The following is a 16,381-nucleotide window of genomic DNA, read 5'->3' as shown; positions in this document are numbered from 1 at the left end:
ATGGGGGTAGAATATTTGTATAATCCGCCCGGGCCCGGAACGCAGAAATTACGAACGGCAAAAATCAGTAGAGACGGATTCCTATCTGACGTAGTATTTATAGAAAATAATAATTGAGAGGTGAATGATGAGGAAAGCAGTATTCATATTCGCTTTCGCAATAATTTCGGCCGCCCTTCCGGCGGCCACCTTCGAATCGTGGGCGGAGCAGACGCTAAGGGGAACGGGCATAGGGAAAGAGGCCGCGGGCAAGGACTCCAGGATAAGCCCGCTGCTCAGGGCTACCGCGGAGAGGCTCGGGGAGGGAACGGTTTCGGCAAGGCAGCTCAGCGAGGGAGAGGACCTGCTTTCGAGCCTCGTCAAGGTGAACGGCGAGGGGAAGGTGGAGGTTTACGTGTATTTCAGCGAGATCGGCGAGTCCGGCCTCAAGGACCTCTACAGCCTCGGGTTCGACGCGGAGATCGTGAACGAGAAGCTCGGGATAGCCCAGGGATGGCTCCCGCCGGGGAATCTCGAAAGGGCCGCGGCGCTCGGCTTCGTGGACAAGATAACGGAGCCGGTTTACGGCCACACGAGGGCGGGCTCCGTCACGAGCGAGGGTGACGCATTAATGCATGCGGACGAGGCGAGGGAGGTATTCGGTGTGGACGGCTCGGGCGTCCTCGTCGGAGTAATATCGGACGGCGTAGACAGCCTCGCCGTATCGCAGTCTACGGGAGACCTGCCGGACACCGTACTCATCGGCAACCCTGGAGAAGGCGACGAGGGAACGGCCATACTGGAAATCGTCCACGACGTTGCGCCGGGGGCGGGCCTTGCATTTTATTCGGGGCTCAGCTCTCTTCAATTCATACAGGCCATTGATTACTTCACAGCGAACGGCGTAGACGTGATCATAGACGACATAGGGTTCCTGACGGAGCCCACGTTCCAGGACGGCTCCGTGGCCACGAGGGCCGGTGAGGCCGTGGAGGACGGCATAGTATTCATTTCGGCGGCGGGGAACGACGCCCACAGGCACTACCAGGCGGTGTATCTCGACATAGACCCCGAGGACCCGGGGAATAACCTTCACGACTTCGGCGCGAGGGCCGGCGAGGAGAGCGACGGCGGCATGACGTTTCAGCTCGGGGCCGGACAGAGGTCGGTCATAATACTCCACTGGAGTAACCCCTACGGATCCGTTACCGACGACTACGACCTTTACCTGCTCGATTCGGAAACCCTCGACATAATAGACACAGGGGTCAGCGTCGGAGCGGATATCCCTGTCGAAGTGGCGCAGGTTCAGAACATAGGCGACGAGCCCGGGTCTTTCGAAGTCGTAATAGATAAAGCGAGCGGAGAGGCGCAGGACCTCGAAATACTGGTCAACGTCAGCGGGACGCCGACGGAGTATAACGTTTCTGCCGACAGCGTTTACGGGCACGCGGCGAATCCGCTGGTCATAGCGGTCGGGGCGACGGACCTGGAAGGCGAGCTCGACTTCTTCAGCTCGCGCGGCCCGTCGACCATATATTTCGGGCCCGTCGATACGACGGCGCTCAGCGGCCTCGGCTCGGAAAGGCTGGCGCCCGTCCTGGAAGAAAGGGATACGCCGACGCTGACGGCGCCCAACAGGGTTTCGACCACCGTGCCCGGGTTCAGCCCGTTCGCCGGGACCTCGGCAGCCGCGCCGCACGCCGCGGGCGTGGCCGCGCTGGTGCTGGAAGCGCTCGGTGGGCCCGGTGCGCCGCCGGAGCAGGTGAGGGAAATTCTTATAACCACTACCGACGGGACCGGATTTAATTACGAGACGGGATACGGAGCCATTAACGCGTTTACGGCGGTGGAAGAGGCCGTGGGCGAATCACCGACGCCGTCTCCCACGCCTGTCCCGACGTCTACTCCCGAGCCCACGAATCCTCCGGGTAACGGCGGGGGCGGCGGCGGATGCTCCATACCGGGTGCGGCGGCAGGCCTCGCCGGGAACGCCGTGAACATGCTGATAATGTTCGCCCCGGCCGCGCTCCTGGGACTCGGAGCGCTCGGGAGAAGAAGGAGCAGATGAAGCTTCTCGTCATAGGGCTCGACTGCGCCGACCCGGAATTCGTATTCGGGTGGAAGGACGAGCTTCCCAACATAAAAAGACTCATAGAGGGAGGGGCCTACGGGCCCCTTCTTTCCTGTCATCCGCCGATAACCGTCCCGGCGTGGGCGGTGATGATGAGCGGGAAGGACCCGGGGCAGCTCGGGTATTACGGCTTTCGGAACAGGACCGATTATTCGTACGGGGCGTACGGCATAGCCAATGCGAATTCGGTGAAGTGCGGCCGCGTGTGGGACATCTTGTCCCGCGCGGGGAAGAAGGTGATTCTCCTCGGCGTGCCGCAGACCTATCCGCCGAAGCCCGTGAACGGGTGCGTCGTGAGCGGGTTCCTCGCCCCGTCTACCGAAAGCAATTACACGTATCCCGTGCCGCTCAAGGATGAAGTTGAGGAGGTGTCGGGGGGGTACGTGCTCGACGTCGAGGACTTCAGGACCGACGACAAGGAGGCCCTCCTCGGGCGTATATACGAGAAGACCGAAAAGCATTTTAAGGTGGCGAAGCACCTTCTCAAGACGAAGCCGTGGGACTTCTTCATGATGGTCGAGATGGGGACCGACAGGATACATCACGGCTTCTGGAGCTTTATCGACCCGGCGCACAGGAGGTACGTGCCCGGAAACCCGTTCGAGGATTCGATAAAGGAATATTACAAATACTGCGACAGGGAAATAGGCGAGATACTGTCGCTCGTCCCGGAAGGGACGGCGGTGATACTCGTGTCGGACCACGGCGCTTGCAAGATGGACGGCGCGGTGTGTTTCAACGAGTGGCTCATAAAGGAGGGGTATCTCGTCCTAAAGGAATATCCGAAGACGCAGACTAAGATAGCCGACGTGGAGATAGACTGGGACCGGACGAAGGCGTGGGGGGACGGCGGATATTACGGGCGGCTTTTTATTAACGTTCGCGGAAGGGAGCCCCGGGGGACCGTGGACCCGGCGGACTACGAGAAATTAAGGGACGAGCTGATCTCGAAGATAGAGGCGATAACGGACCCCGACGGGAAGAACCTCGGCTCGAAGGCTATAAAGCCGGGGGACGTGTACATGGAAACGAACGGAATCCCGCCGGACCTTATCGTGTATTTCGGGGACCTCGCGTGGCGGTCGGCCGGGAGCGTCGGGACGGGGAACATCCACACGTTCGAGAACGATACGGGCTCTGACGATGCGAACCACGACTGGCACGGGGTGTTCGTCCTGAACGACGCGGGGTGCAGGGAGGGGCGGATAGCGCCCGGCCCGAGGGATGGCATGAGCATATACGACGTTGCGCCGACCGTGCTGAACCTGTTCGGAATGGATCCGCCGGAGAACATAGCCGGAAAGAGCCTTACGGCGGCACCCGGGGGCGGCATAAAAAACCTGTTAAAGAAGATAGGGAATTGGTTATAATAGTTAAAATATCCAGGGAGAACTTTCCGGGCAAGCTCAGAATCGATGAGAACGGCTCCGGCCGTACGGGAAGCTGTATTTCAACAGGGCCGTATATCAGCAAAGCATGGAACAAGCCGCTCGTTCAGATAAAAGGGTGCCCATAGCGGCGCTTTCGCTCGCCATAATATTTTCGATTCTCGACGTATCCATCGGAATCGTAAAAACATACCTCCAGTTTCCGTTGTTCAGATCGGCGCTTCTTACAATAGCCGTAAGCGCCGGGGTCTTTCTCGTTGCGTTCGCCGTTCTGTGGCTTGCCGTTGGGAGACCGGTTTCGAGGCGCTTCGGACTCGGGAGCGTTCCGGCCGCCGTATCCCTCGGGGTCTTCATCGGGGTTACGATGCTCCTCGTATCGCTTAACTACGACCTTTTCAACACGTGGGGGAGGAGCTATGCGTGGGAGCTCGCCGCGTTTCTCGCCGTGTCGGCGGCAATCGCGGCGCTTACCTATCTCGTCGCCGCCAGGATAGACAAGCTGAGGCAGGGCGCCGCTATCGGGTCTTTTTTGAGCCTGTTCCTGCCCGTGCTTTCAATCGAGATAATGGTGTCCGTATGGCTCGCGAAGTTCGGGAGGTACACGGGATACGAGCTGTCGCTCGGGTTTTTCATCGTCCTGTTTTTAACGCTGGCCGTGTTCGTGAGACTCTCGAAAAGCGGAATCAGCCCGACATTCCCGCTCGTCATGCTCACTATCTGTGCGCTGCTCGTTTCGCCCGTAACCTTTCTCCTGACCAGGGAATCGTACGAGGCCGACGTCTCTCGGGCGGAAGAGACGGCGGACCACGACGTAAGCCACGTGATACTGATAACCGTAGACACACTGAGGAAGGACGCGCTTTCGGCTTACGGCAGCGCGAGGGTCGAGACGCCGACGATAGACGGCTTTGCCTCGGACGGGGAGCTGTTCGAGAATGCTTATTCTTCGTCGTCGTGGACGCTGCCGTCCTTTTCGTCGATCATGACCGGGCTCCCGGTGACGGTGCACAAAACGGCCAGGGCCGACTCCATGCTGCCGGACGAGTTCACGACGCTCGCCGAGCGCCTGAGAGACTCGGGGTATCACACCGCCGCAATTATCGACAACTTTTTCCTCCATCCGGAATATAACGTCGATCAGGGTTTTATGGAGTACGACTATCATCCGAAGCGGCAGAAGGCCATAAATTCGTTCGGGGCGACGGTCGTGAATATCGCTTTCCCGGGGTACCTCAAGAATTACACGTCTACGAAGGAGCTGACCGATATTTCGGTTAAGTGGCTAGAGGAGAACAGGGACAGGGATTTTTTCCTCTGGCTCCATTATTACGACCCGCACATACCGTATGCCCCGCCCCGGGAGTACATATCGAAGGACGCCGTAAAGGACGACGGCATAGGGTACGTATTCGAGAGCGCGAGGAACGTGAGGTCGGGGCATTTTTCTCCGAGCGAGGCGCAGAGGAAGTGGATAAGGGAGCTCTACGACGCCGAGGTGAGATACGTGGACCACGAGCTCGGGCGCTTCATCGCGGCGCTAAAGCAATATGGAATTTACGACGACGCGCTGATTATATTCACGAGCGACCACGGGGAGGAGTTCTGGGACCACGGCGGTTACGAGCACGGACACTCGCTTTATAACGAGGTAATCGGCGTGCCGCTCGTCATAAAGCTCCCGGGCATGAAGTCGGGCGAGAGGCGGAGAGAGGAGGTCAGCACGAGGAGCATTCCGGCGACGGTGCTGGACGTCGTGGGCGTAGAGTACGGAAGCGATTCGATGATGGCGGAATCGCTGACGCCGCTTCTGGACGAGAGCCCGGCCGCATACTCGAAGCCTCCTATCACGAGCACCGGGGTTTTATATTACGAGGACAAGGAGAGCGTCGTATTCGGAGGGAGCAAATTCATACGCGGCACGGTTTCGGGGCAAGAGGAGCTCTATGACCTCAAGACCGACCCGGGAGAACAGGAACGTCTGCCGCTGACCCGGAACGGCGGGCTCGCGGGCAAGGGGAGATTGCTTTTATCCGAGGACAGGGAGAAAGCGGGAAAGGCGGGAAAGGATCTCGGGGTTTCGGAAGCCGGAAAGGTGGATCTCGACAACGAAAAGAAGGAGCAGCTCAAGGCTCTTAATTACTTGCAGTGAGCCTGCCGCGGATTCGCTGGAGCCGGTTCCGGGCACAGGGCGGGGGCGATTCCGACAGGGATAAATCGTATGAGGTATTGCGTGCGGAGTGTTTTACTTTTCGCAGTCATAGTTACGGTATTTTCATCGTGGGCGTCGCCGGCCTTCGCATACATAGGGCCGGGCGCGGGCTTCGCCTTCCTTTCGTCGTTCCTGGTACTGATACTGACGTTCGCGCTCGCGCTTTTTTATCTCGTCTCCTGGCCGATGCGGTACGTCGTGAGGGCGCTCCTTAGAAAGGGAGGGCCGAAGGGCGGGAGCGTGAAGAGGGTTATAATAATAGGGCTCGACGGCATGGACCCGGGGCTCGCCCGGAAGTTCATGACCGAGGGGAAGCTGCCGAACTTCGCGAGGCTCGCGGAGTCGGGGACTTTCACTTCGCTCGGGACGACCTATCCTTCCATATCGCCCGTGGCATGGTCGTCGTTCATGACGGGCGTCGATCCTTCGCACCACAACATATTCGACTTCATAACGCGTGACCCGTGCACGTACCAGCCGATGCTGACCTCGGCCGAGATAGGGAAGGCTTCGAAAGTGCTCCCCATCGGGAAGTACATGATTCCGCTCGAAAGACCGAAGATGAAGCTCCTCCGGAAAGGAAAACCCTTCTGGAAGATACTCGGAGAGAAGGGAATCTTCAGCTCGATATTGAGGGTGCCGATAACGTTCCCGCCCGAGAAGTTTAACGGCGTCATGCTCTCGGGCATGTGCGTGCCGGACCTCATGGGATCGCAGGGGATGTTCGCGCATTATACCGAAAACGCCGGCAGGGCCGGGGCGGAAACGGGCGGGGTGAGCAGGAGAGTCGAGGCAAGGGACGGCGTCGTCGAAACATATCTTCACGGCCCCGAGAACTCGCTCGTCAAGGACGGCGGGGAGATCAGGATTCCGCTGAAGATAAAGATCGACGCCTCGGCCGGGAAAGCGGTGATCGAGGTATCCGGGCAGAGTATAGAGCTTTCGCCGAGGGCGTATTCGCCGTGGGTGAGGGTTTCGTTCCCGGCAGGGCTCGGGATTAAGGTGAAGGGTATATGCAGGTTCTACATAAACAGCCTCGCGCCCGAATTCGATATGTACGTGACGCCGATTAACATAGACCCGGAGGAGCCCGCGCTGCCGATTTCGCATCCCTTCATATATTCGATATACCTCGCGAAGCTGAACGGGCCGTTCGGCACCCTGGGGCTCGCGGAGGATACGTGGGCGCTCAACGAGGGCGTCATAGACGAGGATGCGTTTTTAGAGCAGGCGTATTTACTTTACGAGGAGAGGGAGAAGATGTTCTTCACCGCGCTCGACAAGACACCGAAGGGGGTTTGCGCGTGCGTCTTCGACACGACGGACAGGGTGCAGCACATGTTCTTCAGGTGTCTCGACGAGAGCCACCCGGCAAACAGGGGGAAGGAGGTAGAAAAGTACAGGAACGTCGTCGAGGAGCTATACGTGAAGATGGACGGCCTCATAGGGAAGGCGCTCGAAAGGACGGACGAGAAGACCGCGCTGATGGTCATATCCGACCACGGGTTTACGCAGTTCAGGAGGGGCGTGAACCTGAACACGTGGCTTTACAGGAACGGGTACCTCGCGCTCAAGGACGGCAAATCGGTGAGCGGGGACTGGTTCGACGGCGTTGACTGGGAGAGGACGCGGGCGTTTTCGCTCGGGCTCGCGGGGATATTCATAAACAGGAAGGGAAGAGAGGCGTCGGGCATTGTCGAGGAAGGCAGCGATGTCGAAGGCCTGAAGCAGGAGATCATGGGGAAGCTCACCGGTATCAGGGACGGGGGAGAGGTGGCTATTAGGGAAGTGATAGACACCGAGAGGTCGCAGACCGGCCCGTACAAGCACGACGCCCCGGATTTATTGATCGGATACAACGCGGGCTACAGGAGCTCGTGGACGTGCGCCGTGGGGAAGGTTACGGAGGAAGTGTTCGAGGACAATACGAAGCACTGGAGCGGGGACCACTGCGTCGATCCGAAGATAGTGCCGGGAGTGATATTCTCTAACCGGAGGATCGTGAAGCAGAACCCGCATTTAAACGACATAGCGCCGACCGTCCTTACGATGTTCGGAGTGGGCGTGCCGGCGTACATGAAGGGAAGCCCGTTATTCGGCAATGCCGGCGCGGAGCCGGAAGAGGAGAAGGAGAGGCAGAGGGCGTAGGGAACGGACTATTATTATGCGCACTTATATCGAACGAATTTACCGGGGAAGGACGGCGGCACGGGCGGCGATTGCGGCGGCGGTGTTTATGCTCACGGCTACGCTCGGATGCGGGAGCGGGGACAGCCCGAAAGCGGGGGCCGCGCCGGGGGAGAGGAAGGTGATAGTGATAGGCTTCGACGGCATGGACCCGAAGATACTGACGAGGCTGATGCAGGAGGGGAAGCTGCCTAACTTCGAGAAGCTGGCCGAGGAAGGGAATTTCAAGGAGCTCGGGACGAGCATGCCCCCGCAGAGCCCTGTCGCGTGGTCGGATTTTATAACCGGCATGAACCCGGGAGGGCACGGAATATTCGATTTCATACACAGGGAGCCGGGAACGATGTTCCCGTACCTCTCGACGTCGAGCGCGGAGCCGCCGGAGAAAACCGTTACAGTCGGGAAGTGGGTTATACCGCTGTCCTCGGGGAAGGTGTCGCTCCTCAGGCGAGGGAAGGCCTTCTGGGAGTATCTTACGGAGCGCGGCGTAAAGGCTACGGTGTTCAGGGTGCCCGCAAATTTCCCGACTGTGAAGGACGGGGCGAGGCAGCTCTCGGGGATGGGAACGCCCGACATGCAGGGGACGTACGGGACATATTCGTATTATACCGACGAGAAGATAGACCCCGACCGGAAGCTCTCCGGGGGGAAGGCTTTCAGGGCAAAGGTCAGGGCGAACAGGGTGGCGGCGTCGCTCCCGGGGCCTCCGAATACCTTCCTCAAGGATGCGCCCCAGAGCAAGGTGGATTTCGTGGTATACATAGACCCCGAAAGCCCGGTGGCGAAGATAGACGTCCAGGGAAAGGAGATAATACTCAAAGAGGGGGAGTGGAGCGATTGGGTGAAAATAAATTACGAGATGGTGCCTTATCTCCAGAGCGCGAGCGGGATAGTGAGGTTCTATCTGAAGGAGATCAGGCCGGGATTCAAGCTCTACGTGACGCCCGTGAACATAGACCCGTCGTCCCCCGCCCTTCCGATATCGTCGCCCGAGGATTATTCCGAAGAGGTCGCCGACGAGATCGGGCTCTATTACACGCAGGGCATTCCCGAGGATTCGAAGGCCCTTTCGGAGGACGTACTCGCGGACGGGGAGTTCCTTCAGCAGACGGATATCGTTTTCGGGGAAGAGACGGACATGCTGGAGCTGGAGCTCGGGAGATTCCATTCGGGCCTTCTTTTCTTTTACATTGGGAGGGTGGATCAGCTTTCGCACATGTTCTGGCGGACGATGGACCCGAAGCACCCGGCGTACGAGTCGGCGGGCAAGCTCCGGGCCGTCATAGAAAACGCCTACGTCGAGATGGACGCCGTGCTCGGGCGAGTGCTCGGCGTGGTGGACGAAAACACTACCCTGATAGTTCTCTCGGACCACGGATTCGCGCCCTTTTACAGGGCGTTCAACCTGAACACGTGGCTGGCGAGGGAGGGATACGTCACCCTTACGGACGACACGGAGAGCGAGTTTTTCCAGAACGTCGACTGGAAGGGGACGCGCGCCTACGGCGTCGGGTTCAACGGGCTCTACCTGAACATGAAGGGACGTGAAGCGGGAGGGGTTGTCACGGAGGAGGAGAGGGATGCGATACTCGAAGAGATAACGGAAAAGCTCCTTGCCGTAAAGGACCCCAAGAACGCAAAGCAGGTTATAACGAAGATATACAGGGCGGAGGATATTTACAGCGGGCCGTTTTTGGAGGATGCGCCCGACCTCGTGATAGGATACAACAGCGGGTACCGGGCGTCGTGGGAGACCGTGCTCGGGAGCTTTCCGAAGGAGATTCTGAGGGACAATAAGCAGAAGTGGAGCGGCGATCATTTAATAGAGGCGGCCCTCGTGCCGGGGATACTCCTGTCGAACAAGAAGATAGCCGCGGAGCACCCTACCCTGCGCGACCTTGCGCCCACAATCCTGGGAGAGTTCGGTATAGAGAAGCAGGAGGGGATGACGGGGAATAATGTATTCGAAGTGGGGGCTGGGGAATGAGAAGAGAATCCAGGAGGAGGGCTTTATATGTTCGGCGGACCAAAGGTTAAGCTGGATAAGGATTTATTGGAAAGGTGCAGGAAATACGCGGAGGAGGCCGGCTATACGTCGGTGGAGGAGTTCATCGCCCACACGCTCGAAAAGGAGCTGAGAAAGGGAGGGGGCGCTACTCCCGAGGACGAGGAGAAGGTGGCCAGGAGGCTTAAGGGCCTCGGGTATATAGAATAGGCGGCGTAAGTTTGGATGGTCGGCAGGGAATAGATGGAATACGTTAATTCCGCGTTGAGCGGGCTTTTCGGCATGCTCGTTTATCCGTTCAGGGGCATTGACCCCGTGTGGTCGCTGGCGTTCTTTTCGCTACTTATCGGCGTCCTGATGCTCGTCATATTCAGGTACACCTCGAACCAGCCGGCGATAGCGGAGGCGAAGAAAAAGATAAGGGCGTACGTGTACGAGCTCAGCCTTTTCAAGGACGAGGTCGGCATGGTGCTCTCCGCGCAGAGGAGCATCCTGCGGGAGAATATGAAGTACATAAAGCACGCCGTAAAGCCGATGCTGTTCATGATAATACCGCTCGGGCTGATACTGATACAGCTCGACAGCTGGTACGGGCACAGGGCCCTTGAGCCCGGGGAGCGGGCCGTCGTATCGGTGAAGCTCGCGCCGGGCGGGGACGTGATGTCGAGCGTGACGCTCGAAGCCGGGCCGGGGATAGAAGTGGAGACGCCGGCGCTGAGGGTGCCGGAGCAGGAGAGGATAGACTGGAGGATAAGGGCCGCGGAGCCGGGGGAGCATACTCTGACGTTTAACGCGGACGGGGAGAGCTTTACGAGGAAGGTTGTCGTCGGCGGCGGCGGGATAGCGCAGCTTTCGCCGGCGGCGTATACCGGCGGCGCGTGGAATATATTGATGAACCCGGGGAACAGGCCGATCCCGGAGAATCCCCTCGTCGAGGAGATTACCGTCGGGTATCCGGCGGCGGAGGTGAGCGCGCTCGGATTCAGGGTTCACTGGCTCGTTATAGTGTTCGTGCTGTCTATAGTTTTCGGGTTCGCCTTGAAGGGGCTTTTCGGGGTGGAGATTTAAAAAAACGGATACTGAATCAATTCAATTAAATCCCCCCTTGTTCCCCCCTTTTTCCAAGGGGGGATAATAGAAGATTTCTTGCTTTCACTCAAAATGGCACACATAGTGTGGTTTTACGACGTTGTAATGGACGGAGATTAACAGCAAAGGAAGCGCGAAGAATTGATGGCAGCAGCGACGATGCGTCCGTCGGATGTCAGCGGACACAGTCCGTGCCGCTTAGGGGACGAGGTTGAGTGTGATTCTTCTCTTTTCGACGTCGGCCTCGGTAACTTTAACGTTGACGATCTGGCCGATGTCGAACCAGCGTTTTCTCCAGTTGGGGACGCTGTCACGCGGGACGAGCCCTTCGACGAATATCCCCTTCACCTCGACGAACATTCCGAACGGGAGGACGCTCAGGACGACTCCTTCGAATTCCTTGCCGACGTAGGACTTCATCAGATAGGCCCGTTCGAGGTTTATTGCCTCCCTTTCGATTTCGTCGGCGTAGCGCTCTTTTTTCGACGAGTGCTCGGCCATCCAGTCGAGCGATTCCTTATCGTAGGGCGGCGAGCCCTTTTTCATGACCGAGTTCATAATCCTGTGGACGATGAGGTCGGGATAGCGGCGTATGGGCGACGTGAAGTGGGAGTAGTGCTTTATAGAGAGCCCGAAGTGCCCCTCTTCCTGTGTCGAGTATATAGCACGCTTGAGCGAGCGGAGTATGAGCATGTTGACCGCCACTTCGTTGGGCCGGCCGCGGCTCTTGTTGATGACGCGCTGGAGGTCGAGCGTCGTTATTTTGCCGTCGGCGGGGAGCGTGTAGCCGAGCTTCTTCAGGCCCTCGGAGAGCTCGATCAGGGATTCGATGTCGGGCCGCTCGTGGATCCTGTAGATGGACGGTATCTGGAGGCGGCAGGTTTGCGTGGCCACCGCCGTGTTGGCCGCTATCATGAATTCCTCGATCAGGACGTGGGCCATGTTGCGCTGCGTCCTGACGACGTCGACCGTGCGTCCGAGCTCGTCGCGGATGAGATCGGGCTCGGGGATGTCGAAGTTGAGCTCTCCCTTTTCGCTGCGCCTGACCCTTATGAGCCGGAAGAGCTCGCGCATGACGAGGAGCTTTTCGACGACGTGCTTGTCTATGGCGGATTCCTCGCCGTCTTCGAGGACGCCGGCGACGCGCGTGTACGTGAGGCGGGCGGCGCTCCTGATAACGCTGTTATAGACCTTGGAGCTCATCATCTGGCCCTTACGGTTGAAGTCGATCTCGACGGTCTTCGTGAGCCTGTCCTTATAGGGCACGAGGCTGCAGAGGTCGTTCGAGAGCTTTTCGGGGAGCATCGGCACCACCCTGTCGGGCATGTAGACGCTCGTCGCGCGGTTAAGGGCCTCGTTGTCTATCTCGCCGCCGAGGGGGACGTAATACGAGACGTCGGCTATAGAGACGAGGAGCCTGTAGCCGAAGTGGGTCTTCGTGATGCCTACAGCGTCGTCGAAGTCCTTTGCGTCGTCGCTGTCGATAGTGAATATGATTTCGTCCCGGAGGTCTGTCCTTTTCCTGATTTCGCTTTCGGGGATTTCGTCGGGAACGTGCGCGAGCTCGCGCATGACATCGGACGGGAATTCCTCGGAGAGGCCGTATTCTCTTATAATCCCCTTCTTCTCGGCTTCGAGGTCGCCCGCCTTTCCGAGGACTTCGACAATGCGTCCGTTGATCTTGCGGCTGGGCGAGACACGGTTACTGACCTCGTAAACGACCAGGCTGTAGTTCCGGAGGTTCTTTATCTCATCTATTCTGAGCGGGATGTGAGGCACCCGGTCGTCCTTGAGAATTATCTTCCCGGTCTTCCCGGTCTTGACGAACTTGCCGAGAATCTTCCCGCCCTTGAGCATGCCCTTTATCGGGGCCGTCGTGGGGGCCGTGGGGAGGACGGGTTCCGGGGACTTCCTTCCGGAGTCGTTTACGGCCGCGGCCGGTGAGCCGGCGGCGACGTAGCCCCCGTCGGCCCTTCCTATCTTGCCGTCACGCACCATCTTCCGAAGGATCTTCTTGAGAAGGGCCTTTCCTTCCTTGGGGACGCCGAGGCGCCTGGAAATCTCCTTCGGCCTCATGGGCCTGAAATTAGAGCCTTTGAGGAGGCGCATTATTTCTTTAGGTTTGGGGACTCTCATTTACGGACGGCGATTAACGAGTAGGAGCAATTATTACCTGCATATCAATGATTATTAGTGTCTAGGTTACACTTTATATCACCGAATCGCAATCCCCGTCGTTTTCGAGCCCGGGCGGGGACGATGCGGCCGCAGTTGACAAAAGGTTGAAGAGGGGCGAGGATTCAGATAAAATCATGCTTTCTGGCCGAATAAATATAGAGAAGAAGGAGTTGGACTCTTATGTTAAGGAAGAACCTGCCGGGCGCTATTTTCGTATGCCTGATACTTTTCAGCTTCGTAGGCGTCGGTTTTTATCTCGGAATAAGCATGGACTGGTCGAGGTTTTTCAAGTACCTCGCAATCGTGGCCGTCGTAGCGTTTATAGTTTCAGCGATCATCAACACCGTCCCCTCCGCCGGAAAAGACAACCATTAACGACAAAGTCAGGGCGTGATTATAATCCCCCCCGCCTGCCTTTGTGCGGGCGCTTCCCCGGGGTGGTAGCGTAAGATGTGTACGAGGTAGCTCCGGGGATTCGGGTCGTTCTCGACGTAGAACCGCGCTTCCCTTAAAAACTCGTCTATGACCTTTATGGCGAAGTCGAGGTCTACCCTTTCTCCCGTGATCTTGGGATTGTCCTTGTAGTCGGTTATCGCGATAAGGATATTCGTCGAGAGATCGTTGGCGTAGGAGTTCTCGCCCTGGTGCTGGTAGATGAGGCCCTTCTTTTCGGTGTCGAGCGTATTTTTGGCGAGCTCGAGGCCCGAGGCGACGTCTTTGTTCGTGAGATTCCTGTTGGCCCTGTAGGAATCGGCGAAGAGCTTTTCGATACGGGCGAAGATTTCGGGGTTACGGTTATAGAGCTCGGCCCGGCGGACGTAGCTTCTGCCGCCCTCTTTTTTGACCCTCTGGTGCATTACCTTGAGCTGGTGCTGCTTCTGGCCCTCGACGTAGTAAACGCAATCGGGCGGGCAGTTGATTTCAACCCCCCTTTTCTCTCCGCAGCAGACGGCGCATATGGAGCCGCCGAGCGCAGGGCAATGCCGCTTGCCTTTCCTATTACTGCAGCTTACGCACTTCATTACATCAGGCTAAAGAGCCCTCGGGGAGACGTTCTCCCTTACCCAGCTTATGATCTCGTCCGTGGACGTCCCGGGCTCGAATACCGCTTTTACTCCCTTTTGCTTGAGTCCTTCTATGTCTTCCTTCGGGATAATACCCCCGCCGAAGACCGTGATGTCGCCGAGGCCCTTCTCTTCGAGGAGGCGGATTATCTCCGGGAAGAGGTAGTTGTGGGCGCCGGAAAGGATGCTTAGCCCGACGGCGTCGACGTCTTCCTGTAGCGCCGTTTCGACGATGGCCTCCGGGGAGTTGTGAAGGCCGGTGTAGATGACCTCGAACCCGGCGTCACGAAGGGCCCTCGCTACTATCTTTACCCCCCTGTCGTGTCCGTCGAGGCCGGCCTTGCCGATAAGAATTCTTAACCTGTTTTCCTGTTCCATCTCTTTAGACCCTTTATCAAGGTATGAGGTTACGCGATTTGTGGAGAGTTTAAAAGGCATTGCCAGCGAAATTAGAAATACCCCGGGTCGCGGTAGACGCCGTAGGCCTCGCGGAATATGTCGCTTATCTCGCCGAGGGTGGCGTGGTCACGGACGGCGTCTATGATGAACGGCATCAGGTTGTCGCCTCTACGCGCGGCGAGGAGTATGTCTTCAAGCCGGGCCTTTACAGCCTTGTTGTCGCGTCGGCGCTTGAGGACAGTTAGTTTTTGTCTCTGGGCCTCTTCGACCTCGTCCTCTATTTTGAGGAGCGGAATCGGAACTTCCTCGTCCTCGTGGACGTACCTGTTGACGCCGACTATGGTTTTTATTCCGGTGTCGAGCTCGCGCTGGTACTTGTAGGCGGCGTCGGCTATTTCCTTTTGGGGATAACCCTCTTCTATCGCCGCTATTATGCCGCCCATGCGGTCGATCTTGTCTATGTAGTCGAAGGCCTCCTTTTCGATGCGGCTCGTGAGGGATTCCATGAGGTAGCTTCCGCCGAAGGGGTCTATCGTATTAGCGACTCCGCTTTCCTCGGCGATTATCTGCTGCGTCCTGAGCGCGACCGTGGCGGCCTCTTCCGTCGGGAGGGCGAGCGTCTCGTCCATGGAGTTCGTGTGGAGGGACTGGGTGCCTCCGAGGACCGCAGCGAGGGCCTGTATTGTAACTCGGGCGACGTTGTTTACAGGCTGCTGCGCCGTGAGGCTCGCGCCTGCCGTCTGGGCGTGGGTTTTGAGCGTGAGAGACTTCGGGTCTCTCGCTCCGAACCTGTCACGCATGATCTTCGCCCACATGCGGCGGGCCGCCCTGAACTTGGCGACCTCTTCGAGGAAGTCGTTGTGGACGTTAAAGAAGAAGGAGAGACGCGGGGCGAAATCATCTACGTCGAGGCCCCGCTTTATGCTTTCCTCGACGTAGCCTATGCCGTCGGCGATGGTGAACGCCAGCTCCTGTACTGCGGTGGAGCCCGCCTCACGGATGTGGTAGCCGGAGATAGAGACCGGGTGCCAGCCCTTGACGCGGCGCGCGCAGAATTCGATTACGTCGATGACGATCTTGACCGACGGGCCGGGCGGGGATATCCATTCGCGCTGGGCTATGAATTCCTTCAGCATGTCGTTCTGGAGTGTGCCGCGGAGCCTGTCCCGGCTTACGCCTTTCTTTTCGGCCATGACGAGGTACATGGCGAAAATTATGCTCGCGCTGCAGTTGACGGTCATGGACGTCGTTACCTGATCGAGGTTTATTCCGTCGAAAAGTGTTTCCATGTCTTCAAGGGACGAGACCGAGACCCCTTCCCTCCCGACCTCGCCGCGCGCCATGGGGCTGTCGCAGTCGTAGCCCATTAGGGTGGGCATGTCGAAGGCCGTGCTGAGGCCGGTCTGGCCGTGGCCGAGGAGGTATTTGAATCTTCTGTTAGTGTCTTCCGGTGTGCCGAAGCCTGCGAACTGGCGCATAGTCCAGAGTCGGCTCCTGTACATAGTGCTGTGTATGCCGCGGGTGTAGGGGAACCGGCCGGGGTAGCCTATTTCGGATTCGGGGTCGAAACCCGCGAGGTCGCCCGAGTCTGCGAGAGGCGGCAAGTCCATGCCGGATATCGTGGTGAAGTCGGCGTCGCGCTTATGAGCGCGGGCATAATCCCTTTCCCAGCGCTCCCTTGCCATTTTTTTCTTATCGAGATCCGATTCCCGGACTGACATTTGTGACCCCCTCAAAATTATATGCACG

At 58.3% G+C, this 16,381-nt stretch carries 12 protein-coding genes; 8 read left to right on the top strand and 4 right to left on the bottom strand.

Annotation, left to right across the window (positions count from 1 at the left end):
- The first annotated feature begins 124 nt into the window (after positions 1-124).
- The 7 genes from PKC29_11555 to PKC29_11525 all read left to right on the top strand — a co-directional run bounded on the left by PKC29_11555 (position 125) and on the right by PKC29_11525 (position 10,970).
- Positions 125-2,050 carry a S8 family serine peptidase gene (locus tag PKC29_11555; protein ID HML96054.1) on the top strand — a complete coding sequence of 642 codons (1,926 nt, stop codon included), beginning with the start codon at positions 125-127 and terminating at the stop codon, positions 2,048-2,050.
- On the top strand, positions 2,047-3,483 hold the full coding sequence (locus PKC29_11550) for an alkaline phosphatase family protein (protein ID HML96053.1): 1,437 nt from the start codon (positions 2,047-2,049) through the stop codon (positions 3,481-3,483). Before PKC29_11555 ends, PKC29_11550 begins: the two co-directional genes overlap by 4 nt.
- A gap of 106 nt (positions 3,484-3,589) precedes the next feature.
- A complete protein-coding gene (locus PKC29_11545) occupies positions 3,590-5,650 on the top strand; it encodes a sulfatase-like hydrolase/transferase (protein HML96052.1) in 2,061 nt (686 codons plus the stop codon).
- 81 nt (positions 5,651-5,731) lie between these two features.
- Positions 5,732-7,858, top strand: a complete 2,127-nt coding sequence (locus PKC29_11540) for an alkaline phosphatase family protein (protein HML96051.1) — start codon at positions 5,732-5,734, stop codon at positions 7,856-7,858.
- A gap of 88 nt (positions 7,859-7,946) precedes the next feature.
- Positions 7,947-9,884, top strand: coding sequence for an alkaline phosphatase family protein (locus tag PKC29_11535; GenBank protein HML96050.1), 1,938 nt, complete (start codon positions 7,947-7,949; stop codon positions 9,882-9,884).
- 27 nt (positions 9,885-9,911) lie between these two features.
- Positions 9,912-10,112, top strand: a complete 201-nt coding sequence (locus tag PKC29_11530) for a hypothetical protein (protein HML96049.1) — start codon at positions 9,912-9,914, stop codon at positions 10,110-10,112.
- 33 nt (positions 10,113-10,145) lie between these two features.
- Positions 10,146-10,970: a hypothetical protein gene (locus PKC29_11525; GenBank protein ID HML96048.1), complete on the top strand. Its 825-nt coding sequence runs from the start codon at positions 10,146-10,148 to the stop codon at positions 10,968-10,970.
- 219 nt (positions 10,971-11,189) lie between these two features.
- Here PKC29_11525 and PKC29_11520 read toward each other — a convergent pair whose 3' ends face one another.
- A complete protein-coding gene (locus PKC29_11520; protein HML96047.1) occupies positions 11,190-13,100 on the bottom strand; it encodes a VacB/RNase II family 3'-5' exoribonuclease in 1,911 nt (636 codons plus the stop codon).
- A gap of 249 nt (positions 13,101-13,349) precedes the next feature.
- Here PKC29_11520 and PKC29_11515 point away from each other — a divergent pair, with 249 nt between their 5' ends.
- Complete coding sequence (locus PKC29_11515) at positions 13,350-13,544, top strand: hypothetical protein (protein HML96046.1); 195 nt, start codon at positions 13,350-13,352, stop codon at positions 13,542-13,544.
- A gap of 8 nt (positions 13,545-13,552) precedes the next feature.
- On the opposite strand, the gene PKC29_11510 is transcribed toward PKC29_11515, so the two are convergent.
- The 3 genes from PKC29_11510 to PKC29_11500 all read right to left on the bottom strand — a co-directional run bounded on the left by PKC29_11510 (position 13,553) and on the right by PKC29_11500 (position 16,317).
- Positions 13,553-14,191: a hypothetical protein gene (locus PKC29_11510; GenBank protein HML96045.1), complete on the bottom strand. Its 639-nt coding sequence runs from the start codon at positions 14,189-14,191 to the stop codon at positions 13,553-13,555.
- 9 nt (positions 14,192-14,200) lie between these two features.
- A complete protein-coding gene (locus PKC29_11505) occupies positions 14,201-14,611 on the bottom strand; it encodes a cobalamin B12-binding domain-containing protein (protein HML96044.1) in 411 nt (136 codons plus the stop codon).
- Positions 14,612-14,682: 71 nt separating this feature from the next.
- Positions 14,683-16,317, bottom strand: a complete 1,635-nt coding sequence (locus tag PKC29_11500; protein HML96043.1) for a methylmalonyl-CoA mutase family protein — start codon at positions 16,315-16,317, stop codon at positions 14,683-14,685.
- Positions 16,318-16,381: the final 64 nt, after the last annotated feature.

This window comes from Thermodesulfobacteriota bacterium, assembly GCA_035325995.1.
In the GTDB taxonomy this organism is placed as follows: domain Bacteria; phylum Desulfobacterota_D; class UBA1144; order Nemesobacterales; family UBA2774; genus JADLGH01.
The sequence above is the reverse complement of the archived record's forward strand: the minus strand, read 5'-3'. Positions and strand labels throughout refer to the sequence as shown.

Bases quoted from the DNA above. Each gene is read 5' to 3' on its own strand.
- PKC29_11555 (HML96054.1), top strand. From the start codon at position 125: ATGATGAGGAAAGCAGTATTCATATTCGCTTTCGCAATAATTTCGGCC.
- PKC29_11550 (HML96053.1), top strand. From the start codon at position 2,047: ATGAAGCTTCTCGTCATAGGGCTCGACTGCGCCGACCCGGAATTCGTA.
- PKC29_11545 (HML96052.1), top strand. From the start codon at position 3,590: ATGGAACAAGCCGCTCGTTCAGATAAAAGGGTGCCCATAGCGGCGCTT.
- PKC29_11535 (HML96050.1), top strand. From the start codon at position 7,947: ATGCTCACGGCTACGCTCGGATGCGGGAGCGGGGACAGCCCGAAAGCG.
- PKC29_11530 (HML96049.1), top strand. From the start codon at position 9,912: ATGTTCGGCGGACCAAAGGTTAAGCTGGATAAGGATTTATTGGAAAGG.
- PKC29_11525 (HML96048.1), top strand. From the start codon at position 10,146: ATGGAATACGTTAATTCCGCGTTGAGCGGGCTTTTCGGCATGCTCGTT.
- PKC29_11520 (HML96047.1), bottom strand. From the start codon at position 13,100: ATGCGCCTCCTCAAAGGCTCTAATTTCAGGCCCATGAGGCCGAAGGAG.
- PKC29_11515 (HML96046.1), top strand. From the start codon at position 13,350: ATGTTAAGGAAGAACCTGCCGGGCGCTATTTTCGTATGCCTGATACTT.
- PKC29_11510 (HML96045.1), bottom strand. From the start codon at position 14,191: ATGAAGTGCGTAAGCTGCAGTAATAGGAAAGGCAAGCGGCATTGCCCT.
- PKC29_11505 (HML96044.1), bottom strand. From the start codon at position 14,611: ATGGAACAGGAAAACAGGTTAAGAATTCTTATCGGCAAGGCCGGCCTC.
- PKC29_11500 (HML96043.1), bottom strand. From the start codon at position 16,317: ATGGCAAGGGAGCGCTGGGAAAGGGATTATGCCCGCGCTCATAAGCGC.